Source organism: Leptolyngbya boryana PCC 6306, assembly GCF_000353285.1.
Taxonomy (GTDB): Bacteria; Cyanobacteriota; Cyanobacteriia; order Leptolyngbyales; family Leptolyngbyaceae; genus Leptolyngbya; species Leptolyngbya boryana.
This window is the reverse complement of sequence record NZ_KB731324.1, coordinates 4,653,878-4,679,786: the sequence shown is the minus strand read 5'-3', so window position 1 is coordinate 4,679,786 and position 25,909 is coordinate 4,653,878. Positions and strand designations below refer to the sequence as shown.

The window sequence follows — 25,909 nt, the reverse complement described above, 5'->3', positions numbered from 1 at the left end:
CAGCGAGCTTTTTATTTCCTTTGGTTTTCCCATTCGGACTTGTGAATTCTCAAAACTCGCCCCGATCGAAAGGCTTCTATCCCGTTTGGTAATCGCATCAGGAGCCGTCCTTCTTCATCAATTCCTGCTGCTTCTCCAATTAAGATTTCACTTGAGGTTTGAAATTCAATGATTTGTCGATATAGAAAATCTTTAGCTCGAAGTTCTGGAAGTAATTCTGCTAAAGAGTACTGACTGAATCGCAAGAGAGAGTCGCGCAAGTGAGTGAGTAATTCTTCCTCGTCTGGCACGGTTGCTGAAAGCTGGCTGAGACTAATGGCTTGAGTGACGAATTCTGGAACACTGATGCGATTTAATCCAACTCCGACGACGAGGCGCGCTTGATCTGCTTGCAGGCGTGATTCGCATAAAATTCCTGCTAGCTTTTGACCTGCTGCAAACACATCATTTGTCCATTTGAGTTGAAGCTTAATGGGCAGTAGGGATTCAATGGCTTGAATCACAGCAAGACCAGCAATGAGGCTGAATCCAGATAATTGCGTGACTGGTAAATCTAGTACAAAGCTGGCTGTGAGTATTCCAGGCTGTGAATGCCAGACGCGATCAAACTGTCCCCGTCCTGCGGTCTGCTCACGGGTAAATACTACATCCCCATGTTTTAACTGAGAAAGTTGTTCTAATGCCCAAGTATTCGTACTTTCGCAGCTTTCGAGCAGACATAGCCAATCATACACAAATTCATCAACCGATTAAAACACCTGTGATCATTGTAATCTCACTGTGTTCCCGCTCTATGCGGCAGAATCCTGCATTCCACAACTCAATAAGCGTTCGGAGTCCGATTCGGGCTGATGGATCGGAATTTCAATCCCAAATTCAGTTCCCTGCCCCAGACTCGATCGACAATACAAATTTCCGCCATGCTTGCCAACAACAATCTGATGGCTAATCGATAAACCTAATCCTGTCCCTTTGCCAACTTCTTTCGTTGTGAAAAATGGATTAAAAATCTTTTGTTGAATTGTTTCTGGAATACCTGCACCATTATCAATAATGCGAATTCTAACCGAATCTGCACCAGCAAGTTCAGTCTGAATCCGAATCTCAGGCTGGGCAATACGTTTACTTTCTAACTCATCGATCGCATTCGCTAGAAGATTCATTACGACTTGGTTGAGCTGTCCCGGAAAACAAACGACTTTGGGTATCTCACCGTATTCTCGCAACAATTTAATCTCGGGTTGTGTTGTCTGAACCTTCAAACGATGGCTCAAAATCATTAACGTATTTTCGATTCCTTCATGCAGATCGACGCATTTGCGTTCTGCCTCATCTAGTCGGGAAAAATTACGGAGCGATCGCACAATGTCGTGAATCCGATCTGCTCCAACTTGCATCGAATTGAGCAGCTTCGGGAGATCCACGGCAATGAAATCAAAATCGAGATCTTCGAGTGCAGACTGAATCACAGAATTCGGTTCAGGATACTGAGAGCGATAGAGATTTACAAGACTTAGCAAGTCTTCCACATACTGTTGAGCCGGAACAACATTGCCATAAATAAAGTTCACAGGATTGTTAATCTCATGCGCAACACCTGCAACCATTTGCCCTAAAGATGATAGTTTTTCTTGTTGAATGAGTTGTATCTGAGCCTGCTGTAGCTCAGCTGTACGCTGCTCAACTTTCTCTTCTAGTGTTTCATTAAATTGTTTCAGCACCTCATTTTGAACTTCGAGTTGTTGGCTCAGATGGCGCAATCGTAGATGCACTTTTACGCGCGCCAATACTTCCTCATGCTGAAAAGGTTTGGTAATATAATCGACTGCTCCAACGGCTAGCCCTTTTACTTTATGTTCAGTCTCAGATAAAGCGGTCATGAAAATCACAGGAATATCTTGGAAAATCGGATTCGCCTGCATTCGGCGGCAAGTTTCAAACCCATCAATTCCCGGCATCATGACATCTAATAAGACTAAAGCAGGTTGATGATACGCCATTTGCTCTAAGGCACTCTCGCCATCTAAAGCAACCGAAACTTGGAATCCCTCACTGGTGATCGCTTCGGATAGTACCTTGAGATTCGTCGGATTATCATCCACGATAAGAATACTTTGATCGGCAGACTTCATGATCTCTCCTTATCTACTAAGTGCTGTTCTAAAAATGTACGAATCTTTTTTAACTGGAAATCTTCTGCCCAAGTGCTGATCAAGTGACAGAACGGTTTCAGCATTGGATTAGCGCTCTCTAAGGTCTCAAGCTGTTGAGTGAGATCATTCAGCAAGCCCTTGCGAGCAAGGTCGTAGAGTCCGGATAATACAGATGGATCAGGCAGTTCCACTGCATCTGAAGTCGGTGATTCAGGCGGCTGAGCAAGTTCACTTTCTGATTTAGAGTCGTCGTAAATCCATTCAAGCTGAAGCAGTTGCTGAAGTAAATCAAACAGCACATAAGCTTCGATCGGCTTCGGCAGAAAAGCATCTGCGCCTGCATCTACGCTGATTTGGCGATCTTCTTCAAACACACTGGCCGAAGACATAATCGCTCTTAAATCCTGAAATTCTGACATTTTCCGAATCTGTATGAGCAGTTCGTCACCTTGCATCTCAGGCATCATCAGGTCTGTAATGAGGAGATCAGGATGAATTCGCAGTACTTCATTGAGTCCAGCTCTTCCGGTCTCTGCCTCAAAAATCTCAAATCCAATCGGTTCTAGTAGACTTCGCAGAACCAATCGATTTTCTTCCCGATCGTCAACGATGAGAATTTTGCGTCGGCTGCCAATCATACCGATAATCCGACTCGCGTTAAAGTCAGGAGTCTGTGGAACATTGTCGATCGCAGCGGCGAGTGGAATTTCAAACCAGAATCGGCTACCCTGACCCAATTGGCTTTCAACTTGGATAGTTCCGCCCATCAATTGCACGATCGTCTGACTGATGGTTAGACCTAGCCCAGTTCCTTCTGAGCGTTTCTCAACGCCTCCAACCTGCTCGAAAGGCAGGAAGATTTTTTGCAATTGCTCAGGAGTCATGCCTGATCCGGTATCTTCTACTTCAAACCTCAAATTATAAGGGCTACCTTCAGAGCAGGTAAGGACTGAAAATGTCACTTTCCCTTGTTCGGTAAACTTGATCGCGTTGCCTAATAAATTGATTAAGACTTGTCGAAGTCGCTTTTCGTCTGCATGAACATACTTGGGCAGTGTACTTTGAAACTGATATCGAAACTCAATGCCACGTTGTTCTGCCCGAATGCTGCACATCTCGACTACACTCTGCAAGAAAGAAGAGAGTGAAAAGTCAACTGAGTTCAACTCCATTTTGCGCGCTTCGATCTTTGACAGATCTAACACATCATTGATGAGGGTGAGCAAATGAGTTGCACATTGGTGAATCACGCCAATTCCACGTTGCTCTTTAATATCGAGACGCGTTGATCGCTGCAAAATCTGGGTATATCCCAAAATCCCGTTGAGCGGCGTTCGCAGTTCGTGGCTCATATTTGCCAAAAATTCGCTCTTGGCGCGATTCGCACTATCTGCAAGTTCTTTGGCGTGCTTTAATTCAGACGTTCTTGCCTCAACTCGGAGTTCTAATTCTTCAAATGATTCGTTGATCTGAGCCGCCATTCGTTGAAACGCAGATTCTAGAACTTCCAGTTCGTCCGCATGCTGGATGCTCGAAGTTGAAGTCTCAGTTTCTGTCAGCTCTCTATTTAAGCGCGAAAGGCGCTGAGCATCGGCTTCTGCAAGTTGGTTACACCCTACTAGAATGGGTTCTAATCGGGAATTAAGACGGCGCACAAACAGAAAAACGACGATCGCTAAAACAGTTCCTGCACCGACTGCCCCACCGACTGTAATTGATAAAACAGGCAGTAAGATAATTGATCGAGGAACAGAAGCGAGCATCGTCCAGTTTGTGCCGCGTACCCGCTCATACGCCCAATACGAACCTTCAGCTTGTAAAATCCCAGCTTGTTGCCCCTGAATTTGTTGCCAGACTCGATCGAGTTCTGGCACATCTTTATGGGATGCCAGTTTTTTTGCTTTCGCTTGATCGGGTGGATAAGTCAGAAGATTACCTTTCTCACTTAAAATCGCGAAGTAGCCTCCACCACTCTTGACTGAAGTATATAGCTGTTCACTCAGCACAGATACGTTAATGTCCAGCCCCGTGACCCCGATTGCCCGATTTTGGTCATCAAAGATGAAGCTCGAAAATGTCGTTAGCGTTTGACCATACCAAAGGTAGGGTTCTAGCCAAATGTCCTGCCCAGCCCGAATGACATCTTTGTAGTAAGCTTTGTTGGGATAGTCGTCATCTTGAAAGAGATCGGCAAACCGGATGTGTTGATTTGGAGCGGGAAGTAATTGACCAATTTGACCGGGTGCTTTCTGATCAACGTAGAAGTAAGGCCAGTACCATTGACGATCAGGCACAACCTGATTAGAAAGTTGCCCAAACCCGAAAGCCATTGTTAAGGGTGAACGTCGTTGGAAGAGCTCAAAGACAAGCTGCTTATAGGCATCTGCGTCTTTTACTCCAAGATTGTGAAGCGTGCGAACACTAGCTTCTAAATCTTCAGTCGATTGTTCAACTTTGGCTAACTGGGATTCAATCGATCGAACTTGTGTTTTGAGACGGCTTTGAATCTCGCTTTCAGCATTCTTCTCCAAAGTCCTATAAAAGAAGTAGGACATGCCGCCCAGTCCAATCAATGCACCGCTCAAAACATAGATAAATAAGTTCGATCCAATTGAGTGTCGCAATGCTTTTTTCATAGTCAAGGTGAGAATGCTTACCACAATGTTCCCTAATTCAACTCATAAACATTCCGGAGTCGGGAACACCTACCTAGTAGGTGTTTTCGAAAATGATGGCGATTCAGTTGCGAGGTTTGGAATCCAGCGCACTGAGGAGTGGGACTGGTTTTGAGTTAGGAATTTAGTCCGATCGAAATAGTCAAAGTAAGTTTTCAACAACTGAGTGTTACTAGCAGGGCAGACAATGGAAGTCCCTCGCAAGCCTTGGAGAGTAGATTGACAATCGAAATGCTGGTTACTCAACAGCGACGTTTCTAAATAAGTTTGATGGACGTCTGAGCGTTCATTGAAAAGGGCAGCGAGTGGAGCTAGCGCATTCTCTTCTGAGAGATCTCTCAGAAGAGACAGCCAGCGATCGTAGGGGATTTCTTCAATCTCGTAGCCGAATTGCTGGAGGTCATGAACGAGTTGCCCAAGCTGTGAAGAATTGGGATTGGTCAGGTGAAAAACTTGTCCGCATTCGGTCGATTGTTGTGCGAGATGCACGATCGCCTTACTCACATAATCGACTGGAACCATTGAAATGGGTCGGTCAAGAATCGGGGCAGTTTTCAGTTGAATGATGCCTTTTAAGAACCGACATAGTAAATCAGTGACGGGTGATACGCCCGTTTCGCTATGTCCAGAGATCATTCCTGGACGATAGATATTTACTGGAATTCCGCGATCGCGGGCTGTCTGTAGCAGTCTTTCTGCGACCCATTTTGTTTGAGCGTAGCCGCGATAAAGTTCATGACCGTGAGTGAGGGGAGTCTGTTCAAAGATAGGCTGATCCTGGAAATAGGCTGGCGATTGGAACACATCCAACGTGGAAACAAAGTGAACAGATTTGAGTTTGACCCAGCTTGCCAGTCTCAAAATCTCTTCTGTCCCTCCAACATTGCTGGCTCGCAGTGCAGAGTATGGATAAGCAAGATTAATTAACGCACCGCTGTGATAGATAACTTCTGTTTGACTTGCTAGGGTCAGAAACTCAGATTCTGAGAGTCCAAGATAGGGCTGGGTCAAATCGCCGATGACTGGAATAATGCGATCACTGAGTTCCTGATTCCAAATTAAGTACCGTTCTAGATTCGCCTGAATTCGAGCGAATCCATCTCTGGCATTGGAAGCGCGAACTAAACAGTAGAGCTTAGCAGAAGTTTGCTGGAGGAGTTCATAGAGCAAGAATGCGCCTAGAAAGCCTGTTGCACCTGTGAGAAAGATTCCAGTTGGAGTCGTTGGGATGAATTCTGTTTCAGGCTTGATTTTGGGATCTAGCTGAGTTTCAGCTTCTAAGTCGAGTAGACTGTGGGGCAGGCTGATATCCAAGGACTGAATTTGGGCGATCGCATTGAGCAATCCTTTGATAGTTGGATCTTTGAATAAATAAAACAACGGAATTTCAACATCAAAAGTTGCTTTGACCTGTGCTAGAAGCTGAACTGCCAACAGCGAATGTCCACCAACTTCAAAGAAATTGTCCTCAATGCCAATTGCTTCGGTTTCTAGCACCTCTGCCCAAATTGCTGCCATTTGCTGCTCTTGAGGAGTTTTGGGAGCAGATGAACTGCGTTCTGCGTGCACAGTTTTGGGTTCTGGCAACGCACGACGGTCAATTTTTCCATTTGGCGTGAGTGGAAGTTTTTCTAGCCACACAAATACTGACGGAATCATGTAGCTGGGCAGTTTATCGCGAAGAAATTGGCGAAGTTGTAGCGTGAGTTGAGGTTTCTCAATGACCTGAAGTGGAGAATTCGTATAAGCTTCTGGAATCGGAAATACTGCACTTGGAAATTGACAGACTTCAGATTGATAAATCCAAGCCTCGTAGAATCCAGGCTGGTCTGAACACATCAGCTTAACTTTGTAGCCGAATGCTCGGCTGATTAAGTCTTCCGGATGAATCCCAGAATATGTTTGGGGGGCTGTAAGCAACTGCTCAATCGTGGCAGAATCCTGTGCATTTTTGAGCAGTTCTACTGCTTGTAAGTCTGCTTGTAGGCGAGCATCTGGAATTCCAGTAATCCTGAGCGGCATTTTTCCAAAATGCGATCGCAGCGTTGCTAAGCTGACTCGATCTCGCACCCAATCCAATTGATGAAATTGAGAGATACTAGGCTGTTCGGACTCAAGGTGTAAGGTGACATCATACCGAAATCGGTTCAGTTCAGAGTCAGATCGACCTCGTTTTAGCTCGATTTCAGCAGTCTTGAGGTGGGGAATACGCTGAACAAGATTCTGGAAAAATGCAGGATCAATGACTAATTCTTTTTCTTGAATGATGCGATCGTATACTCTCGATCGAAGTTGCGTCACCGAGTCAACAGGTTGCCTAAGCTGAACTGACGTGTGGAATGTTTCGAGTAAAGGCAAACTACGCACATCGCCAATAAAGATGCGTCCCCCAGGTTGCAGAAGTTTTACTGCTTTCTCAATCACTGTTGTCAAGTATTGTGCATTTGGAAAATACTGCACAACAGAATTGATAATAATGGTGTCAAAGCTTTCTAAATCGTCAATTTCATGAGCAGCACATTGAGCAACGGTCACATGTGACCGTCTGCCCAATTGGTTGAGTTCTTGGCGTTGAATATACTTCACGGCTTCTGAAGTCACATCAATTCCGTGATAGCGATCGCAGTGCTGAGCTAAGCGGAATAAAAGTAGACCTGTTCCACACCCAATTTCTAGAATTCGTTTTGGACGGAGTGCCAAAATGCGATCGATCGTCAAATTAAGCCATTCCTGCATGACTTGTGCGTCTGTTCGTAATCCCGTGTAGCTATCTATCCAGCCTTGGAGATTAAACGTACTATCTTCGACTGGAGTCGTCTGTTGATAGGCATGATCCCATACGGTTTTCCAGTGCTCAACTTGCTGAAATTGCAGTGTTTTTTCTTCGCTTTCTTTTGAGACGATGTAAGCAATTAAGCGCTGATTTCCAGAACTATCTTCTTTTGCGATGACTGCTGTTTCTTGCACGATCGAGGATTGACTAATGGCAGCTTCGACCTCGCCGAGTTCAACTCGGTAGCCCCGGATTTTTGCTTGATGGTCAATGCGACCAATAAACTCGATTGTGCCATCTGCTCGATACCGCGCTAAGTCTCCAGTTCGATACAATCGATCTCCGGTTCTGGTGCTAAATGGATCAGCAATGAATTTTTCGTCATTGAGTTCTGGACGCTTATAGTAACCTCTTGCAACTCCCTCACCACCGATACACAATTCGCCCGCCACACCGACCGGGACTGGAATAATTGGATCAGTTTTTCGTCGCGATTTCGTCTCGATGAGATAGATTTGCGTGTTGGCAATGGGGTGTCCAATGGGAACGGACTCAGTGCCAGGTTCTACTCGATGTAGTGCAGACCAGATCGTTGTCTCAGTTGGACCGTACAGGTTCCAAAGCGACGCACCTTTGTCTAAGAGTTGATTGGCAAGCGATCGAGTCATTGCTTCGCCGCCACAGAGCATCTTCAGGGTTGGACGACCTTGCCAACCGGATTGCAAGAGAAGTCGCCAAGTTGCTGGAGTTGCCTGCATGATGGTTGCCTCGAAAGTATCGAGGAGTTGAATCAGACGTTGCCCATCTGCTGTGATCTGAGCCGGGACAATATTGACGCAAGCTCCAACGATTAGCGGCAAAAAGAGTTCTAAAACTGCGATGTCGAAGGAGATCGTCGTAACCGCAAGCAAACGATCGTCAGATGAAATCCCTGGCTCTTGCTGCATCGAAAGCAGAAAATTTACAACTCCTCGATGAGTAATCTGTACCCCTTTCGGTTTGCCTGTAGAGCCAGAAGTATAGATCACATAAGCAAGGTGATCAGAATGACCTGTGATTTCTAGGTTGTGAGTTGGTTGCTGCGAGATAGTTGCCCAGTCTGCGTCAATATCGAGAGTTTGGCAGTTTGAGAAAGATGCCAGATGAGATTGGGTAATGACGATCGAGAGTTCTGAGTTCTCTACAATAAACGTCAGACGTTCAGCAGGATAGTTCGGATCAAGGGGGATGTAGGTTCCGCCAGCCTTGAGAATGCCGAGCATGACGATCAGCATTTTCAGCGATCGCTCAACACAAATACCCACGAATGTTTCTGACGCTACCCCAACTGACCTTAAGTAATGTGCGAGTTGGTTGGCACGCTGATTCAGTTCTTGGTAAGTGATTGTTTCTTCATCAAAGATGGCAGCGATCTCATGCGGAGATCGAATGACTTGAGATTCAACCAATTGGTGAATGAGACAATCTTGAAGAGCAGTGCGCATATGTTTTCTGTAAAGTTGAAGAAAGTAGGGAGACTATCGCATCTTTCCTACAACGAGAATTCCCGAACTCAAATTAATAAAGACTCAACTCTTTGAGATTTATAGAATCAAGTCATAGATCAAAAAAATATAAAAATCACTCAGTTTTCCGGAATTTACTTGAGGCTGGGAGATATTAAACTGGGTTGTGTCAAAATCTGCCTCTGCAGATTTTGGATAGGCTCTAAACTATATATTTCCCAGCCCATAGAATAATTAGTCAGGGATATCTAAAATTAGGAAATGTACTCAGAAGCAAAGCTGAGTAGGGCAGCTAAGAATACTGAACAGACAGAGGAAGATACGCTCAACTCAGAGATACGGTACACCGCATGGATAATTGAAGCACTTAGGTAAAATCAAGGCTGATACTTAAAGAATCTGTATAATTCAAGGTCTTCTTTTCAGCGAATATTCAGAGCCTGACTTAAAGATAGTGATCAACTTATGCATTTTTTCTACTTAACAATCTGCGCTAATTAAGTAAAATGCCACTATCTTAATTAAGATGCATTTCTTTTAGTGCTAGTAGCACTTCCTGCTTTGATTTTGTTTGAGGCTTTTCACTTGAGTTAATAGATGAAATTCTTTAATTTTAAATTTCTAAAACTTGTGAAATTTCAAATTGAATCGACTTTAATATGCTTTAGCTTGAAAAGAAGCATGCTTTATTCTAACTATGCAAGTGCTAATTGTAAGAACACTAATTAATGTCGATCTAAAGTAGTCGATCTCATAGTTTAGATTTCTCTCAAGTTTTAGATGAGGGGAGCAAGAACTATCATTTCTAGCATCTCTCTCCCCTCTCTACCCGCTCCACAACATAAATGCAATTGACGACTAGAGCCATCATCCCTTATGGTCAACTCTTTCTCTTCGCCCGCTCTAATTCCTGGGTAAAATTCTCAAATCGTCGCATCAAATATGCAACCCCAAAATCCCCGTGCGAATGCTTCTCCAACTCTTCTGCCAACGCAAACACTCGGTGTGCTAAATCCTCTCCCAAGCGATCGATAGTCGCCTGCTTCTCGATCGCCAAATGCTCTCGCTCTCTCGACAAAACCTGCCACTCGCTTGAAAATAGTTGCTCGATCGCAATATTCAAGCCCATCGTTTCCAGTGCAGCCCATTCTCCGCGATCGCACCAAATTCCTCCACAACTCAAACACCGCTCTACATAAAACGGATTTTTCATCCCCACTTTGACCCGCGCCAAATAACAGCCACACTCAGGACAAAAAGCCGCCTTCGCATCATGAGGCGATGGAGTAAATTCGACATCTAATGTTTTTGGGATCAAGTCTGCAACCGTTTTCGGTCGTTCGCGTTCTGCTTGCCACACCTGATAATTTTCCAGTGGAATCCACGCTCCCTGACACTCTGGGCATTCCTTCACCTCTAACGACTCAGCCAATCGCCCATCGTTTAGCGTAATTTTCCGTTCTTTAGGACACTGCATCACGCGACCTCAAATTCCATCCGACTCCAAAAGTACAGTGCAGTAGTTCATTAGTAAAGTCACTCGATCGCGAATCTGTCCAACCCGACCTTGCACCGTCTCTGGCTGTCGTGCTGTCTTGAGAAACATCGCATCCATTCCTAACAGCCTCATCTGTTTATTGATTTCAACCAAAACTGAATGGATTCGGTAGACATCCGATTGGATGGATTGAATTTCTTCTGAAAAGATTTTTTGAAGTGACTGCCACGTTTGAGCAAAGATTTGTCGATCGAATTCGGGAGAGTTTAACAATTGATTGAGCGATCCTAATCCAGTGTGAAACGCACGAAATAAATGTACTTGGTTCTCTGTTAACATATCTAAACTTTTTCAATTCAGTATAAAAACGGGGATCACTGACCCCACAAGACTTACGCAAAATCTTGTTTTCGTAGAATGCGATAAACCTCAGTGTAAATTCGAGCTAAAACCGGAGACATCGTGTAGAGTACAGACTCATAACCGTGAGAATTCACTGGGTTAGATTCGATCAAAAATTTTCAATTCTAGCGAGGATCTTTGGGAAGAAACGTATCGCCATTGATAAAATGAACGGTACGTGCGATCGTCTTAACCAAGTTTAAGGCAGACTCTCAATCTTCCTCCGGCATCGATCTCTGAACAACTTCTTCAAGTCCAAGTGACTTGAACAGGCTGTTTTACAGTTTATCGATTGCTCATTTTAACTTTGTTGTCTAGCAGATGGGCAGGTTCCTCATGCTAGACTCTTTCTCTATTACTTCTAAACTTTGTATAGGACGATACGTTTTATTCAATTTCATAAATTCACAATCTGAAACTGCACTCTAGTCACGCGAAACACATGAATGTAGCGGCATCTCTACCCACCATTGATTTTGCTTTACCGGATTGGTTACGGGAGTGTTTTCTCGACCCTTCAGACGACGATCCGAGTCTAGTTTGCCGCGCGTTCGAGTTTGCCTACAAACTACACGAAGGGCAAACCCGCGCTTCTGGAGAACCTTATATTGCTCATCCAGTTGCGGTAGCAGGGATTCTCCGGGATCTCGGTGGCAGTGGCGTCATGATTGCAGCGGGCTTTCTTCATGATGTCGTTGAAGACACAGACGTTACCGTCGAAGAAATTGAAGAACGCTTTGGCTCAGAAGTGCGATGTTTGGTCGAAGGCGTAACCAAGCTTTCAAAACTCAATATTTCTAGTAAAACAGAGCGACAAGCTGAAAATTTCCGCCGCATGTTCTTAGCTATGGCGCAAGACATTCGCGTGATTGTGGTGAAGCTTGCCGATCGCTTACACAATATGCGGACGCTCGAACATCTTGCTCCGGAGAAGCAACGCCGCATCTCCCTCGAAACTCGCGAAATCTTTGCACCGCTCGCGAATCGATTGGGGATTGGGAACATCAAGTGGGAACTCGAAGATCTCGCCTTTAAGTATCTTGAAACTGAGGGCTATCGAGAAATCCAGCAATTAGTATCCGAGAAACGAGCCGATCGTGAATCTCGCCTGAGTGAAGTTGCAGCCGCATTTAAGAAACGACTGGAAGAAGTGGGTGTGCGCTGTGTCGAAGTGAGCGGACGACCGAAACACTTGTACGGCATTTATCAAAAGATGCAGCGTCAGCAAAAAGGCTATGACGAAATTTATGATGTCGCTGCAATTCGGATCATTGTCGAGAGCAATGATGAATGTTATCGTGCCCTCGCGATCGTACATGACACATTTCGTCCGATTCCTGGACGCTTCAAAGATTACATTGGTCTACCCAAACCGAACCGATATCAATCGTTGCATACGGTTGTGATTGGTGAAACGGGTCAGCCTTTAGAAGTTCAGATCCGCACCCTAGAAATGCATCATGTTGCGGAATATGGGATCGCGGCTCACTGGAAATATAAAGAGTCGGGTGGCTCTACGTCCCAACTGACGAAAACCGACGAGAAGTTTACCTGGCTGCGTCAGCTACTCGATTGGCAAAAAGACCTCAAAGACGCTCAAGAATATCTCGATGGCATCAAAGACAATTTATTTGATGGCGATGTCTTTGTCTTCACGCCCAAAGGTGAGGTTGTTTCACTCAGTCCACGATCGACTCCGGTAGATTTTGCGTATCGGATTCACACCGAAGTGGGAAATCACTGTGCAGGTGCAAGAGTCAATGGTCGGATGGTTCAACTCGATACCCCGCTGCAAATGGGCGATATTGTTGAAATCATCACGCAAAAGAATGCCCGTCCTAGTTTGGATTGGTTGAATTTTGTCGTGACAGCAGGCGCAAGAAATCGAATTCGGCAGGCTTATAAGCGATCGCATCATGATGAGAATGTCTTGCGCGGTCGAGAAATGCTGGAGAAAGAACTCGGCAAAAATGGCTTTGAAGCTTTAATGAAATCGGCTCCGATGCTGACAGCGGCTGAGCGATGTAACTATCACAATGTTGAGGATTTCGTTGCCGCAGTCGGTTATGGCGAAATCACTCTCAACCTGGCACTCAACCGGATTCGCGATGCCGTCAAAGCTCAGCAGTCTCTGGCTAATCCCGCTCCTGCCCCCTCGGATAGCTTGAATAGTGGTGTGATTCCGCTCCCGTCTGCGCCGCGATCGCTTCCGGCTCCCACGACAAAACATCCGATCGCAGGTGTTGAAGATCTACTGCACCATATGGCGGGATGTTGTAACCCAATTCCTGGAGAGCCGATTATTGGCGTGGTCACTCGTAGTAATCGCGGGATTTCCATTCACCGTCAAGGCTGTCCGAACGTGGATTCGATTCCGGGTGATCGCTTAGTGCCGCTGAGTTGGAATCCAGTCGAACCTGCGAAAGGACGCGCTCAAACTTATCCGATTGATATTCAAATTGAAGTCATCGATCGCGTTGGAGTCCTCAAAGATATTCTGTCTCGCTTAACGGATAACAATATCAACGTCCGCAATGCCCAAGTCAAAACCTTCCCGGATCAAACGGCGGTAATTGATTTGGGTATTGATATTTGTGATCATGCTCAGCTTGAACGCACGTTTGCTCAGATTAAGAAAATGACAGACGTGCTGAATATGCGACGTGTGAGCCAGCTAGAAGAAGCTTAGTTGGGGATTCAACTGCGCTCAATTCACGGATTGAGCGCGTTAATCGCAGTCTCTAGCTTGAATGAGCTAACCCCAAATGGTTCTGTAAAGCTTGTCGCATCACCTCGACTGGAACCTCTTGCTGAGTCCAGATTTTCAATGCTGCTGCACCTTGCTGAACGAGCATCTCTAATCCGTCGATCGCGGTTGCTCCCTGTTGCTGTGCCTGTTTTAAAAATCGCGTCGGATTCGGCACATAGATGAGATCATATGCGATCGCATTTTCTTGAATCCGTTCTGCTTGGTGATCCGTGATGGGAGAATCATCAAAATTCGGCGACATGCCGATCGGCGTTGTATTGACAATCAAATCGGCATGAGGCAACAGATCAGAAAGCTGATCCCAAGTGTGCGTCTTCAAAGCGCTTAAGTTCCAAGCTGCCTGAAATTCCTGAAGTTTACTGCGTCCCACTACATGAATTTCAGAACATCCTAACTCAGCACATCCGGCAACAACTGCCCGCGCCGCACCTCCATTTCCTAGGACAACTGCAACCGAGGGGGCGTGAGATCGCAATGGCGCAAGAAACCCCGTGATATCGGTATTCGTTCCAATCCAGCCCGATTCCCCTTTCCACACGGTATTGACTGCACCAATGGCTTTGGCTGCATCCGTAATTTCAGACAGCAGAGGAATGATTGCCTGCTTGTGCGGAATCGTAATACTAAACCCTTGCAAATCGATCGCGGCAAAACCTGCGATCGCAGGTTTCAAATCTCGAACTCGAAATGGAACATAGATAAAATCTAAGCCCATCTTCTCGATCGCAGCATTGTGCATGATTGGGGAGAGAGAATGCTCGATCGGATCGCCAATCACCCCCAGAAGTTTCGTTTTACCCGTTATTTGCTTCATTCTCAGGCTTGAGCAAATCGAGTTGCTTATGATCAGAGTCTTCTTCAGTTAACGTTGCTTCAGTCAGCGTCAAATCTGGAACAGCCATTGCCATTTCTTCGGGAGTCGGATCTGGAATAGGACGAATTCGACGAATCGGCAAATTTGCGATTAGCGAAGTCGATCGCTGATGATTTTCGAGTTGGAACTCCGTACCCTCATCCAATTCCACATATCGCGAAACGACATCTAGAATTTCCTTACGTAATTCTTCAACTAAATGCGGCGGCAAATCTGCTCGATCGTGGGCGAGGACTAGCTTCAATCGCCGTTTGACATCATTGCGGCTATTGTCGAACCCGCGAGGAAATATTCGTTCTAGAAATTCGGTGATCATTGGCTAAAGATGCAAACGGGATAAGCGAACAAGGACGGCCCAAAACACAGGCACTATTTTTTCTTAAATTTACCGAAGAGACGTGAAAAGAAGCCTTCGGGTGGAGCTTCGAGACTCATCAAGGGTACTCGTTCTCCCTCCAGACGACGCACAATATTGTCAAAAGCAGTCGCTGCCTGTGAGGGTGTTTCTGATAATACCAGCGGCTCACCTTTATTCGTTGAGACGATCACTTTTTCATCATCTGGGACGACGCCTAACAATTGCACTGCCAGAATTTCCTGCACGTCTTCGACTGACATCATGTCGTTGGCTTGTACCATGCCTGGTCTGATCCGGTTGACAATGAGGTTAATCCGTTTGATGCCACTCGCTTCGAGCAGTCCAATCACGCGATCGCCATCTCGAACCGCCGCAATTTCCGGGGTCGTAACAATAATTGCTTCACGCGCAGCCGCGATCGCGTTTTGGAATCCCATTTCAATCCCAGCGGGACAGTCGATCAAGATATATTCATACACCCGTGCTAATGCATTCACCAGTTGCCGCATTTGATCCGGAGTCACGGCTTCTTTGGTGCGGTTTTGAGCCGCCGGAAGTAAGACCAAATTCTGAAAGCGTTTATCTTTGACTAAGGCTTGTTCGAGGCGGCATTGACCTGCCAAAACTTCGACCGCAGTATAGACAACCCGATTTTCCAGTCCCAGTAACAAGTCTAGATTTCTCAACCCAAAGTCAGCATCAATGACCGCCACTTTGCGTCGCCGTTTTGCAAGTGCCATGCCGAGATTGGCAGTTGTGGTGGTTTTGCCGACTCCACCTTTTCCGGAGGTAATTACGATGATACGCGCCATTAATTAAGATCAGCTTTTGAAAGGAACGGAGTTTGCCGATTACAGGTTTTATAGGATATCAGAATTCGGCATTTTTCTAAGCTCGAATTCTAAATTCATCGCAAAATAGAAAATCTTTCCGATTTTACGATCGCTTCAGCATAGCGCAAGCCAAAAAAGCAACATCGCTTCTCTACAAAGATTTACCGCTTTTGTGAATCATCGTTACGGTTTGCGAACCGCCTGAGAAAACGGCGGCTGGCAGTTCGGACAAAAATGTGCCGATCTCCCGGCTAATTTGACTCGCTCGATTGGGGTTTCACAGGTTCGGCAGCGATCGCCCTCTCGCCCATATACCCAAGCGATGCCGCCATAGTTACCATTCACACCCGATACATCTCGAAAGTCACTAAAACTCGTGCCGCGCGCGGCAATGCTATCTGTGAGCACTCGGATCACGTTGGCTCGCAGTCGTTGGGCTTGCTCAGGATCGAGATCAGCACAGAGCGTTTCTGGGTGAATTCCACTTAAAAATAAGGCTTCATCGGCGTAGATATTGCCGACTCCTGCGACAAGCATTTGATCGAGTAGAGCTGTTTTAATTGAGCGTTTTCGTCCCTGCAACTGCGCGTAAAAGTACTCGTCTGAAAATTCCGCCGAAAAGGGTTCGTGACCCAATCGTTGCAAGCCTGTGATGATGGTTTTGGGGTCTTGTTCCCCGATGACATGCCAGATTTGCCCAAACGTGCGCTGATCGACAAAGCGTAATTCTCGATCGTGCTCAAAAAAGAATCTCACGCGCGTGTGTTTCTGTAACGGTTCAGCTTGATTCATCCACAAAAGCTGCCCGGTCATTCGCAAATGCACGCCTAACCAACCGACCGGATCGAGTTTGGCAAGCAGATATTTTCCGTAGCGATGCCATTCTCGGATGGATAATCCGATCAGACCGTCGATGAATTCAGACGATGAAGGATGAGCGATCGTGCGATCGAGTAAAACGGCTCCGCCTTGGATCGGTTGATGGAGCGTCACCTGATTGAGTCCTAATCGCACAGTTTCGACTTCAGGCAGTTCTGGCACAGAAAACTCACGGGGAATAAAAAATCGGGCAAGAACAAACAGAAGAAACGTTCTTGCCCGATTTATTGTATCAATTACAAAGCCGCGATTTCTCGCCCTTTGCTTATTTTGCCGCAGCTTTAGGAGCTTTCTTGGGTGCTTCGACTTCTTCAAGTTCGCTAAGGGCGAAGTTGTTGGTATTGACACCGCTGGCAGTACCGCTGTATCCGGTATAGTTCACCTTGTCAAAACGGACGATCACTGGATATTTGATACCGCTTTGGTCGATCGACGCAACTGTGCCGATGTCGCGATACCAGTAGGACTCTTTGCGCAAAATGCGGACTTTAGAACCACGTTGAACCATGATTGTTCTTTTCCCTTTATTTTGAAAATTAACGGACTCAGTGTGGCGATCAAATGCAAGAGCGGATGATGCCAGATTTGCCACACGATGGTCAATTTTCCCCAATTTACTACGCTATCTGAACGGTTCAGCGATTGGCTTCACAGGTTGAAACATTCTGAAACATTAGCGCGATCGCGAATCGGCAGATTGAGGGGAGAAATTTGCCGGGCTAGGCACGATCGAGAACTGTAATGCCTCGGGGAATGCGGGCTGCACTTGGGCTAATCGCTGCCGCGACGAGTGCACTAGACTGAGAACTTCGCCCTTTGTCGTGACTGATCCTGTGGAAGGACTGGGTGCAGATGGAGATAGCCCGGTCTTCATCGTCCGAGGATTGAGAGGTTGAGTCACTTTCGCGGTGACGACGGGAGCGCTCATGAGCTTTGCTTGACGATCGACTTGCGATCGCATTGTCGTGAAGTCATGCGTCGATTGGTGCAGCGCGCAATATACTTGCACTTGTTCTAAGCTTGCGCCGTCGGTTCCTGCGACTTCTCCAAGTTCTGCAGGGGGTGAGCAAAGGAAATCCGGCTTGGGATAATTGGATTTGAGAAAGCGCTCAACCGCAGAAATATGGAGCAAAATTTGTCCACCGATCGTTTTGAGACGCGTTGCTTCGGGAGTCGCTGCAGAGCGTTCCACACGATCGAGCAATCTGACTTGGTCTTGGGTCAATCGATGCGCTTCTCGCCAATAATCACGCGTTTCATCCTCAATGGGTGCGTTAGAGCGGGTACTTGCTCCGGCAAATGGTGCACTGAGCAAAAAAACAGCTGATGCTAGCCCGATCAAAAGAACATACCGCATATTTCTCCGTCCCGCTTTATCTGCCACAGGTACGATTTTCCTGTTTATCCAATTCATTCAACACTGAGAAAGGGTGGCTCTGCCGATCTACATCCGTATCTTTACGGAATTTTTAATTTTAGAGTTGTAGCATCTTTTGTAAATTTCAAGCCGCATCCTAATTTTCAAATTTTCGTATGCACTTCCGTGGGATTCTTTGTCGATCGCATAGACTCAGGATGGAGCATCGATCAAGCCTCGCAATGTATACCTACGCTTTCTTTAAAACACCAAGTTCGTCCCTACAGTTGAGTGAAGGGATCGCCGGAAGACTGGAAATCATTACGATTCAGGGTTTGTCTGCTTTAGTAGAACCAGATTTCGAGTTTGAGACGATCGAGAAGGATGATACGCAATTAGTCCAAGCTGTTTTGACGCACGATCGCGTGATCTGCGATTTGTTTTGGCAGGTGACAATTCTCCCGCTGCGATTTGGGACGCAGTTTTTATCGCGCGATCGCTTACTCAAACACTTATCAAAGAATGCAACCCAATATTTAGACAAGCTGAATCAGCTTGAAGGAAAAGCAGAGTATCGATTGAAATTAACGCCGATCGAGATCGAGTTACCGAATGATCCAGAGATGAACGGCAAACTAAAGGGACGAGAGTATTTTGAGGCGAAGCGACAGCATTTCCAGTTACAACTCGATCAGCAGGAATTGCAGCGGCAGGAATTTCAACGAATTCTGACTGAGATCGAACAGATTTATCCCGATACGATGCTGAAGGCGGGGTCTGATGGAGTGGAGAAACTCTATTTATTAGTAAATAAGCAAGAAGAGATGGAGTTATATCAGCATTTGGATGAATGGCAGCAGCAGTATCCGCATTGGGAATTGGGTTTAGGTGAGGCGTTACCGCCTTATCACTTTGTCTAACCTGTCTAACGTTTTGCCAAAACCAAACCGAGACTTAAAACGATTAACGCAATTAATGCGATCCAACCCGCATTACGACGAAGCCAGACTCCGGGCTGCATCTCATATCGAGTGGGTGTACTCAGGAGCGGCACGGTAATGTTGTGGTACATGGTACATTCCCGTGCCTCTGGGCGCTGTGGATAGTTACAAGAATCATCTGCGTCATAAATGCAGGTTTTACACAGCGATTCAGTTCCGGTAGCACGGTGTAGGACAATACCGGGATGTCCATAGGCTTTGAGCGGTGTGCGACAGCGTGAACAGGCGATCGCGTTAGAGGGCATCGATTGACCACAACGAGGACAATTTGGCATGACTATCGGTAGCTTTACTTCACGGAATGTGCGTTAAATTTACGAACCTGATATTCTTTTTGCTCTAAAAATGGGAAGCTTTGTCCCATCGCTTTGACAAACCGTTGTTCAGTCTCTTCTAAGACCGAAGCCGGAACATTCTTCCACGCATCTTTTGTTTCCCAATGAATGACCATGGTTAATTCCGATTCATCCTGCGGATTCAACCAGATTTCTTTTCCAACATAGCCTGGATACTTTGAAAGTGTCGCTGTCCAAATCTCGGCATCTTTTTGAATATAAGTTTCTCTTAGCTCGATCGGAACTTTCACTTTCAACCATTCAATCACCATAGTTCTACCCGCAGAGGAATGACACTAAACTGCTCAATCGACTAGCTTAGATTCTAACGCTTTCGGATAAAAGGCTCATGCTGAAGATGCAAGTTGAGAAGCAGTGGAAAACCGAGCTTACAGATTTAGTACGGGGTGCATCGGGCGGCTTCTTATTCGGAATTCCATTACTTTATACGATGGAAGTTTGGTGGATTGGCTCATATGTTAGCCCTTTGAGAATGCTCTTTGCGCTGGGATTCACCTTTTTAATTGTCTTTCTTCTCAACCAAACATCAGGATTCAGGAATGATACGACGACACGCACTTCTGATGCTTTGAAAGATTCGGTTGAAGCTTTGGCGATCGGGATTGTGTGTAGTGGTTTGACACTAGTTCTCTTGCAAGAAATTACCTTCAATGTCTCGCTTTCAGGAGCGTTAGGAAAGCTGATTTATGAAAGTGTGCCTTTTACGCTTGGGGTCGCATTGGCAAATCAGTTTTTGGGCAAAGATCAATCGCGATCGGAAACCCATACCAACCCGAAAAAAGGCAGTGCAACTTTATCAGATATTTCAGCTACTTTGATTGGTGCGCTGATTATTGCATTTAACATTGCGCCGACCGATGAAATTCCGATGCTCGCTTCGGCAGCAACAGGCGGTTGGTTACTCGCAATGATGGCAGCTTCTTTGGTGATTTCCTATTGCATTGTGTTCGCAGCAGGATTTGGTCGGCAAGCTCAACGATATCAGCATCAGGGGGTGTTTCAGCGCCCGTTCGGAGAAACGATCGCCGCTTATTTAGTCTCTCTGTTTGCTGCCATGTTAATGCTAGTATTTTTCCAAAAGCTGCACTTCGATGATCCGTGGCAGCTTTGGTTGAGATACACGATCTTATTAGGACTGCCTGCTGCGGTGGGGGGAGCAGCAGGACGGTTAGCAGCTTAGGAGGATGAGATGACAGACCGGAAACCTAGAACGATCGCGGAGTGGGTGACATTTGGGATTGCCAGTTCGATATTGAGCGCGATCGCGGGACTTGTGATCTATGTTTGGGCTTCTGAGCGCCACGAGCCGCCTGCGATTTCAATCGAACAGACTCAAGAGATTCGGCAAACTCAGGGTAAGTTCTATGTTCCGTTTGCGGTGACGAATACAGGTGGAGAAACTGTAGAGTCGCTGCAAGTGATTGCAGAATTGAGAGTGAACAATCAGATTGTTGAAGCAGGGGATCAACAGATTGATTTTTTGTCGAAAGATGAGAAGGAAGAAGGCGCATTTGTGTTTCAGCGCGATCCGCGTTTGGGAGAATTAACTGTAAGAGTGACAGGTTATAAAATCCCGTAAAAAAGTACTGTGCTGTTGAAATCCAAACTTAGGACGGAACGACTAAAAAAGAGACTTCTGTTGCTCCATAAAATTTGTCGAACTGAAGATTGCCGTGTTGTGTCAAGACTTCTCCTTGTCCACTGTAGATGCGCGAGACGCGAAAGCGATGATAGTTCCTGAGGAGCGATCGCAAAATGAGGTAATGGCTCTGACTATCTGGATAAAGTTGTCGATCGAGCTTGGGCAAAGAATACCAGGGACACGTCATATCTGCATGATGAGCATTGTGATACCCAAAATTGAGCAGAATTAAATTCAGCCAGGGATATTGATGAGAAATGATATTAGAAAAAGTGTTCGCTTGCTCATAGATATTGGCTTCCTCGCGAGAAATGTTTTGAAACTTTTGAGGTAAGGGAACTCCTACAGGTAGCGATTCATAAGTATGTTGAAACGCATCCATTAACCGTAGGATGTGAATCATGCTGATATAAGCAACTAAATATAGAAGTAGCGCTTTGAGAGAAATCGCCCCGAGTACAGCAAAGAGAGCGCTGCGAATCAAAAAAATCGAGACAACCCGAATGCGATCGTGTCTGCGCTCAAGTTGCCTAAAAGGAGCAAGCATCAAACGAATTCGCAAGAAGAATGCGAGCGAGGGAATGTAGAGCCACTCGCTTGCCAAAAAAGTAAATCTGAGGAGCGATGGTAGCGAGTCAAGAAACGCAACGAGATTGAATCGGCAATAGTCAATGCGATCGGTATGATGAGCAATGTGCATCTTCATTAACTCAGAGAATCGCACATAGCAACTTCCATTCAGCCACAGCATCACATTGCCTCCAAACGCATTCCAGCGCAGATGCGAGAAAACGTTAGCGTGCATAAACTCATGTGCAAGATATGTTGCTAACGTTAAACTGTGAGTGAGAAGTAACACGCCAACAATGTTCAGCCAACTAGCAGGCAGTAAGAGAAGCCCAATTCCTGTACTATAACTGCTCAATGTATAAAAGATAGCGAGTCCATTCCAAAACAGCTTTAGGGAATGTAAATCTCGTTTTAAGTACATTGTTCTAGACACCATAAATAGATAGGCATAATTAAACATCAGTTCGGTGAGTTCTCTTGCTTCGTTACTGACCCACCCCGGAATGAATTCGGGGCTAGTTGAACGAAGTCCACTCAAGGGACTAACAGCCAATGATCACACCTTCTTCAGTGGGTTTCAACCCACTTCGTACAGTTAGCTCTGGAATTTCATTCCGGGGCGGGACGCAAACCAGAGCGGTAATCTTCCAATTTATCTCACCTTCCTACTTTTGATGACTTTAGGTTAGAGCGATCTGTTCGATGAGTTACCCCTCCTGAAATAGCACTGTACTCAGATATCGCTCTCCAAAGCTTGGCTGAATAAAGACAATTAACTTTCCAACATTCTCCGGACGTTTTGCTAGCTGAATTGCTGCACTCAAGTTCGCCCCCGCAGAAATGCCTGACAATAATCCTTCTTCGCGAGCTAAGCGACGACTATAGTAGATTGCATCCTCATCCTTAATTTGTATGACTTCATCAACCAGTTCAAGTCGCATCACATCCGGCACAAATCCTGCTCCAATGCCTTGAATCTTATGCATTCCTGCTTGCCCACCGGATAGCACAGGACTATTTTGCGGCTCGACTGCGATCGCTTGAATTTCTGGTTTCTTCTGTTTGAGGGTTTCTGCTAATCCCGTAATCGTGCCGCCTGTTCCGACACCTGCAACCACGATATCAACCTGTCCATCGGTATCTGCCCAAATCTCCTCGGCAGTTGTTTCTCGATGAATTTTAGGATTCGCCGGGTTTTTAAATTGATTCAACATAAACGCATTGGGAATCGTCGCAACTAATTCCATGGCTCGATCGACGGCTCCCTGGCTAAATAGATGACCGGGTGTAAGTTCTAACTCCGCTCCGTAAGCTTTTAACATTGCCCGCCGTTCCATGCTCATTGTGTCTGGCATGGCAACAATCAAGCGATATCCTTTAGCAGCGGCAACCATTGCAAGCGCAATTCCAGTATTGCCCGTCGTTGGCTCGACTAAAACCGTTTTACCGGGTTCAATCAGACCTGCGGCTTCTGCCGCTTCAACCATGCTGATCCCAATGCGATCTTTGATAGAAGCGGCGGGATTCATCCCTTCTAGCTTCGCCACAATCTGTGCGATGCACCCTTCTGTTTGAGGAATGCGCTTGAGTCGGACGAGGGGAGTCCGACCAATAAGATCAGTGACATCATCGGCAATTCGCATGATTTTATCTCTGCAACTTGAACGGAAATTGCTAGCGGATTAGTCAACAATCATACTCCACTCAATGATGAGATTGAGTGGAGGTGCTGCGCTCTTATTTCTGAAAGTCGTTTTACAAGGATTTCGCTGAGTTACCCTTTGGGTAATGGGACAAGGACATCGATAATTTGGGAAAACAGAAACGTGATACCAATTCCACAAATTACAAATCCAGTAGAGCGTAAGCTAGCAGAAACCTGTGATTGCTCAAGCAAACGTTTCCCTAACTTAAAGACAACCAGGACTACCCCCAACTGAATACAAGTAAAGCCGAGCAAATAGGCGAGCATCGGAGTCATCTGTGCTCCAAAAATTGCCTCGCCATAAGCATAGCCATGACAGACTCCTGCGATCGTACTCAGTCCAAAGACTGTTGTACTATTTAGGTCGTCTTTTCGAGTCAGCAAGATGCCTACAATGAGAATGGATGCAGCGATCAGGAGTTCAACCCCTGGCAAACTCAGTCCAATCAGGTGTAGTCCTGCTCCTAGCATTGCCGACAAGATAAACGCGATTGGAATCATAATCCCCTGTCGTTTCGCGACAGCTAAGAGTGCGATCGCGACGACGAATGCAAAGTGATCCACGCCAATGAGAGGGTGTGCTAGCCCCGACAGAAAGCCTTCAAAGAAGTTCCTCGGCATTTTTCCGTCCATCGCATGGTGAGCCATTGCGGGAGATGCGATCAGTAAAACACTGGCGATGCTTAGAAGAAGGACTCGCTTTGGTTGCAGAAGTTGACTGAAGGAAGCTAGTCTAGAAACCTTGCTTTGATTGATCATTCTGACCTCATGTATCGTACTTAGGATGTTATTGAATTGCAGAGAGAGCAGTCTTCTCTTGAGCAATCATTTCAGCCGTTCGCTGCTCTAGTTCTTCTGGCGAAATCAGATCAGAGTCTAACGTTAATCGCTCTAAAGCCAATAGCCAACGCATGTAATAGTCCCAATCCGGATCGTCTTTACAGTGTGTTGCTTCCCACTCTGCGATCGAAGTAATTAAGCCTTGGCGAAAATCTTCCCACTCATAGTGTCCTTTTTTAGAGAGCGCGATCGCCATGCCAAACGCGCGCCCTTCCCAAGGTCTTGCAAATAAAAGTTCTCCATTGCTGCGAGGCGGAGCATTCGGATCAACTAACATACTCGCAGCCGCAAACTGCTCAAATTTGACCTGCATTTAACTCTCCCTCCGCTTTCTAAGCGGGAACAACAACTTTAGCTGCCCCTTGCATTGATTCAGGGGTAATGATGGCAGCAAGCTGCTCCTCTGTCCAATCCTCGGTTCCATCTGGGCGTTCTGGAACCACAAACCATCGGATTTGGGCGCTCGTATCCCAGACTCGAATTTCAGTCGATTCGGGAATGTCTAGCCCAAACTCTTGCAAGACTTTGCGAGGTTCGCGAATTGCTCTCGCTCGAAACGTCGGATCTTTGAACCAGTAGGGCGGCAGTCCTAACACAGGCCAAGGGTAGCAGGAACACATCGTACAAACAATGAGATTGTGAACGTCATCAGTATTCGCAACTGCTTTCATGTGTTCACCTTCTGCACCTGCCATGCCACGCGGAAAATTCATCACTGCGATCGCAGACGGCGTATCTTCGAGCAATTGCTGCTTAAACTCTGGATCAACCCAGGCTTTTGCAACAATTTTGGCACCATTAAACGGTCCCATATCTTTCTCAAAAAACTCGATTACCTTGTCAACCGTTGCACTGGTAATGACCCCTTTCTCAATTAGCAACGACTCTAACGCTCTCACACGAGCAGCACTATAAGTTTCGCGATCAATGCTATCAGCCATGTCTCACATCCTTAATCAAACAAAATCAAGCGCACCCAAATTAAGCCGGATCTTCTAGATAGCCTTCAAAAATTTGGACGTAAATCCATGTTTTTGGCTCGGTCAAATTGCCCCAAATTTCGTGAGAATCAAATTTGACGTTGTAGATGGGCATCGGATCGCCGACTCCATCGCCTGTTGGGAAGTAATAGTTATAAGCCCCTTCATAGACCACATCAATCACTCCCTGCTTCGTGCGGAGGTAGCCTGGTAGCTTGCAGTGATCGGTTGGAGGTGGATTTCTGACCGTGACCACATCGCCAACCTTGAACTTCGGCTGAATGGCAACGTCACACTTCGGCGAATCTCCAACCCGCAAGTATTCCATCACTTGATCGTCGATCGCAGGTTCTTCTGCTTGAGGGAGCGGTGCATCTAGCTGTTCTAGGTAAGCTGCTGTTTTTGAATCCAGTTCTTCTTTAGAAACATAGCCAGATTCAACAAAGAAACCAGAGATGCCACCGAGCCACTTTTCGTAGTAGCGGTACTTGAAATAGTCGAAGGGGTTTAAACCTTCAGCACCTTTGCGAAGATGTCCCCACGTCCAGAAACTCTTAAACTGAGTCGGAACTGTCTTGACTGCTTCTAGATGATTACTTAACGCCATCATTGCCACATGAATGCCAAAGATGCGCTCTTCCCAAGGTTGCACAAAGACTCGCTTTTCAAAGCTAGAAGGTTCAAGTCCCTCAAGTCCACCCAGGTAGTGCTGTAGCTTCATTTTTTCGTTTCTCCTAA

General features: G+C 46.1%; 24 protein-coding genes. 4 read left to right on the top strand and 20 right to left on the bottom strand.

The genetic code is table 11. The annotated features are described in order from the left end of the window. Positions 1–11: 11 nt before the first annotated feature. The 6 genes from LEPBO_RS38035 to patD all read right to left on the bottom strand — a co-directional run bounded on the left by LEPBO_RS38035 (position 12) and on the right by patD (position 10,943). Complete coding sequence (locus tag LEPBO_RS38035; protein WP_017289995.1) at positions 12–734, bottom strand: biotin--[acetyl-CoA-carboxylase] ligase; 723 nt, start codon at positions 732–734, stop codon at positions 12–14. 57 nt (positions 735–791) lie between these two features. Beyond that, positions 792–2,132 carry a hybrid sensor histidine kinase/response regulator gene (locus LEPBO_RS0123255; protein WP_017289994.1) on the bottom strand — a complete coding sequence of 447 codons (1,341 nt, stop codon included), beginning with the start codon at positions 2,130–2,132 and terminating at the stop codon, positions 792–794. Next, positions 2,129–4,789, bottom strand: a complete 2,661-nt coding sequence (locus LEPBO_RS0123250) for a hybrid sensor histidine kinase/response regulator (RefSeq protein WP_017289993.1) — start codon at positions 4,787–4,789, stop codon at positions 2,129–2,131. Before LEPBO_RS0123250 ends, LEPBO_RS0123255 begins: the two co-directional genes overlap by 4 nt. 69 nt (positions 4,790–4,858) lie before the next feature. Further along, entirely contained in the window at positions 4,859–9,085 is a 4,227-nt protein-coding gene (locus tag LEPBO_RS0123245; RefSeq protein WP_017289992.1) for a non-ribosomal peptide synthetase family protein, read from the bottom strand. 901 nt (positions 9,086–9,986) lie between these two features. Continuing rightward, on the bottom strand, positions 9,987–10,583 hold the full coding sequence (locus LEPBO_RS38030) for a TFIIB-type zinc ribbon-containing protein (protein ID WP_017289991.1): 597 nt from the start codon (positions 10,581–10,583) through the stop codon (positions 9,987–9,989). 9 nt (positions 10,584–10,592) lie between these two features. After that, positions 10,593–10,943: a heterocyst frequency control protein PatD gene (gene patD, locus LEPBO_RS38025; protein WP_017289990.1), complete on the bottom strand. Its 351-nt coding sequence runs from the start codon at positions 10,941–10,943 to the stop codon at positions 10,593–10,595. Positions 10,944–11,448: 505 nt separating this feature from the next. Here patD and LEPBO_RS0123230 point away from each other — a divergent pair. Next, positions 11,449–13,695 carry a RelA/SpoT family protein gene (locus LEPBO_RS0123230; RefSeq protein WP_017289989.1) on the top strand — a complete coding sequence of 749 codons (2,247 nt, stop codon included), beginning with the start codon at positions 11,449–11,451 and terminating at the stop codon, positions 13,693–13,695. Between the two features lie 52 nt (positions 13,696–13,747). On the opposite strand, the gene LEPBO_RS0123225 is transcribed toward LEPBO_RS0123230, so the two are convergent. The 6 genes from LEPBO_RS0123225 to LEPBO_RS0123200 form a co-directional block, all read right to left on the bottom strand. After that, positions 13,748–14,590 carry a shikimate dehydrogenase gene (locus LEPBO_RS0123225; protein WP_017289988.1) on the bottom strand — a complete coding sequence of 281 codons (843 nt, stop codon included), beginning with the start codon at positions 14,588–14,590 and terminating at the stop codon, positions 13,748–13,750. After that, complete coding sequence (gene minE / locus LEPBO_RS40275; protein WP_017289987.1) at positions 14,571–14,966, bottom strand: cell division topological specificity factor MinE; 396 nt, start codon at positions 14,964–14,966, stop codon at positions 14,571–14,573. The genes LEPBO_RS0123225 and minE overlap by 20 nt, the downstream gene beginning before the upstream one ends. 53 nt (positions 14,967–15,019) lie before the next feature. Beyond that, positions 15,020–15,820, bottom strand: coding sequence for a septum site-determining protein MinD (minD, locus tag LEPBO_RS0123215; protein WP_017289986.1), 801 nt, complete (start codon positions 15,818–15,820; stop codon positions 15,020–15,022). A 204-nt stretch (positions 15,821–16,024) separates the two neighbouring features. Further along, positions 16,025–16,882, bottom strand: a complete 858-nt coding sequence (locus tag LEPBO_RS0123210; protein WP_017289985.1) for a DNA-formamidopyrimidine glycosylase — start codon at positions 16,880–16,882, stop codon at positions 16,025–16,027. A gap of 103 nt (positions 16,883–16,985) precedes the next feature. Further along, positions 16,986–17,312, bottom strand: coding sequence for a photosystem I reaction center subunit IV (locus LEPBO_RS0123205; protein WP_225885677.1), 327 nt, complete (start codon positions 17,310–17,312; stop codon positions 16,986–16,988). 81 nt (positions 17,313–17,393) lie between these two features. Continuing rightward, entirely contained in the window at positions 17,394–18,104 is a 711-nt protein-coding gene (locus tag LEPBO_RS0123200) for a hypothetical protein (protein WP_144056251.1), read from the bottom strand. Between the two features lie 215 nt (positions 18,105–18,319). Between LEPBO_RS0123200 and LEPBO_RS0123195 the strand changes: the two genes are divergently transcribed. Further along, the gene (locus tag LEPBO_RS0123195; protein ID WP_051077820.1) at positions 18,320–18,997 is read left to right on the top strand and encodes a GvpL/GvpF family gas vesicle protein; all 678 of its coding nucleotides are present in this window, start codon (positions 18,320–18,322) and stop codon (positions 18,995–18,997) included. Between the two features lie 5 nt (positions 18,998–19,002). Here LEPBO_RS0123195 and LEPBO_RS41160 read toward each other — a convergent pair whose 3' ends face one another. Together LEPBO_RS41160 and LEPBO_RS0123190 are read right to left on the bottom strand one after the other, a co-directional pair. After that, complete coding sequence (locus LEPBO_RS41160) at positions 19,003–19,353, bottom strand: zinc ribbon domain-containing protein (protein ID WP_071596183.1); 351 nt, start codon at positions 19,351–19,353, stop codon at positions 19,003–19,005. 14 nt (positions 19,354–19,367) lie between these two features. After that, complete coding sequence (locus LEPBO_RS0123190; protein ID WP_017289981.1) at positions 19,368–19,685, bottom strand: TIGR03792 family protein; 318 nt, start codon at positions 19,683–19,685, stop codon at positions 19,368–19,370. A 77-nt stretch (positions 19,686–19,762) separates the two neighbouring features. Between LEPBO_RS0123190 and LEPBO_RS0123185 the strand changes: the two genes are divergently transcribed. Beyond that, positions 19,763–20,614: a TIGR02587 family membrane protein gene (locus LEPBO_RS0123185; RefSeq protein ID WP_017289980.1), complete on the top strand. Its 852-nt coding sequence runs from the start codon at positions 19,763–19,765 to the stop codon at positions 20,612–20,614. Between the two features lie 9 nt (positions 20,615–20,623). Next, positions 20,624–21,013 carry a TIGR02588 family protein gene (locus LEPBO_RS0123180; protein ID WP_017289979.1) on the top strand — a complete coding sequence of 130 codons (390 nt, stop codon included), beginning with the start codon at positions 20,624–20,626 and terminating at the stop codon, positions 21,011–21,013. A 28-nt stretch (positions 21,014–21,041) separates the two neighbouring features. Here the strand turns inward: LEPBO_RS0123180 and LEPBO_RS0123175 are convergent, their stop codons facing one another. The 6 genes from LEPBO_RS0123175 to nthB all read right to left on the bottom strand — a co-directional run bounded on the left by LEPBO_RS0123175 (position 21,042) and on the right by nthB (position 25,892). Beyond that, on the bottom strand, positions 21,042–22,184 hold the full coding sequence (locus LEPBO_RS0123175) for a fatty acid desaturase family protein (RefSeq protein ID WP_225903967.1): 1,143 nt from the start codon (positions 22,182–22,184) through the stop codon (positions 21,042–21,044). A 169-nt stretch (positions 22,185–22,353) separates the two neighbouring features. Continuing rightward, positions 22,354–23,289 carry a cysteine synthase A gene (gene cysK / locus LEPBO_RS0123170; RefSeq protein ID WP_017289977.1) on the bottom strand — a complete coding sequence of 312 codons (936 nt, stop codon included), beginning with the start codon at positions 23,287–23,289 and terminating at the stop codon, positions 22,354–22,356. 131 nt (positions 23,290–23,420) lie between these two features. Further along, positions 23,421–24,110 carry a HupE/UreJ family protein gene (locus LEPBO_RS0123165; RefSeq protein ID WP_017289976.1) on the bottom strand — a complete coding sequence of 230 codons (690 nt, stop codon included), beginning with the start codon at positions 24,108–24,110 and terminating at the stop codon, positions 23,421–23,423. Positions 24,111–24,138: 28 nt separating this feature from the next. Beyond that, positions 24,139–24,504: a nitrile hydratase accessory protein gene (locus LEPBO_RS0123160; RefSeq protein ID WP_017289975.1), complete on the bottom strand. Its 366-nt coding sequence runs from the start codon at positions 24,502–24,504 to the stop codon at positions 24,139–24,141. 19 nt (positions 24,505–24,523) lie between these two features. Next, on the bottom strand, positions 24,524–25,132 hold the full coding sequence (gene nthA, locus LEPBO_RS0123155) for a nitrile hydratase subunit alpha (RefSeq protein ID WP_017289974.1): 609 nt from the start codon (positions 25,130–25,132) through the stop codon (positions 24,524–24,526). 40 nt (positions 25,133–25,172) lie between these two features. After that, the gene (gene nthB / locus LEPBO_RS0123150) at positions 25,173–25,892 is read right to left on the bottom strand and encodes a nitrile hydratase subunit beta (RefSeq protein ID WP_017289973.1); all 720 of its coding nucleotides are present in this window, start codon (positions 25,890–25,892) and stop codon (positions 25,173–25,175) included. Positions 25,893–25,909 lie beyond the last annotated feature (17 nt).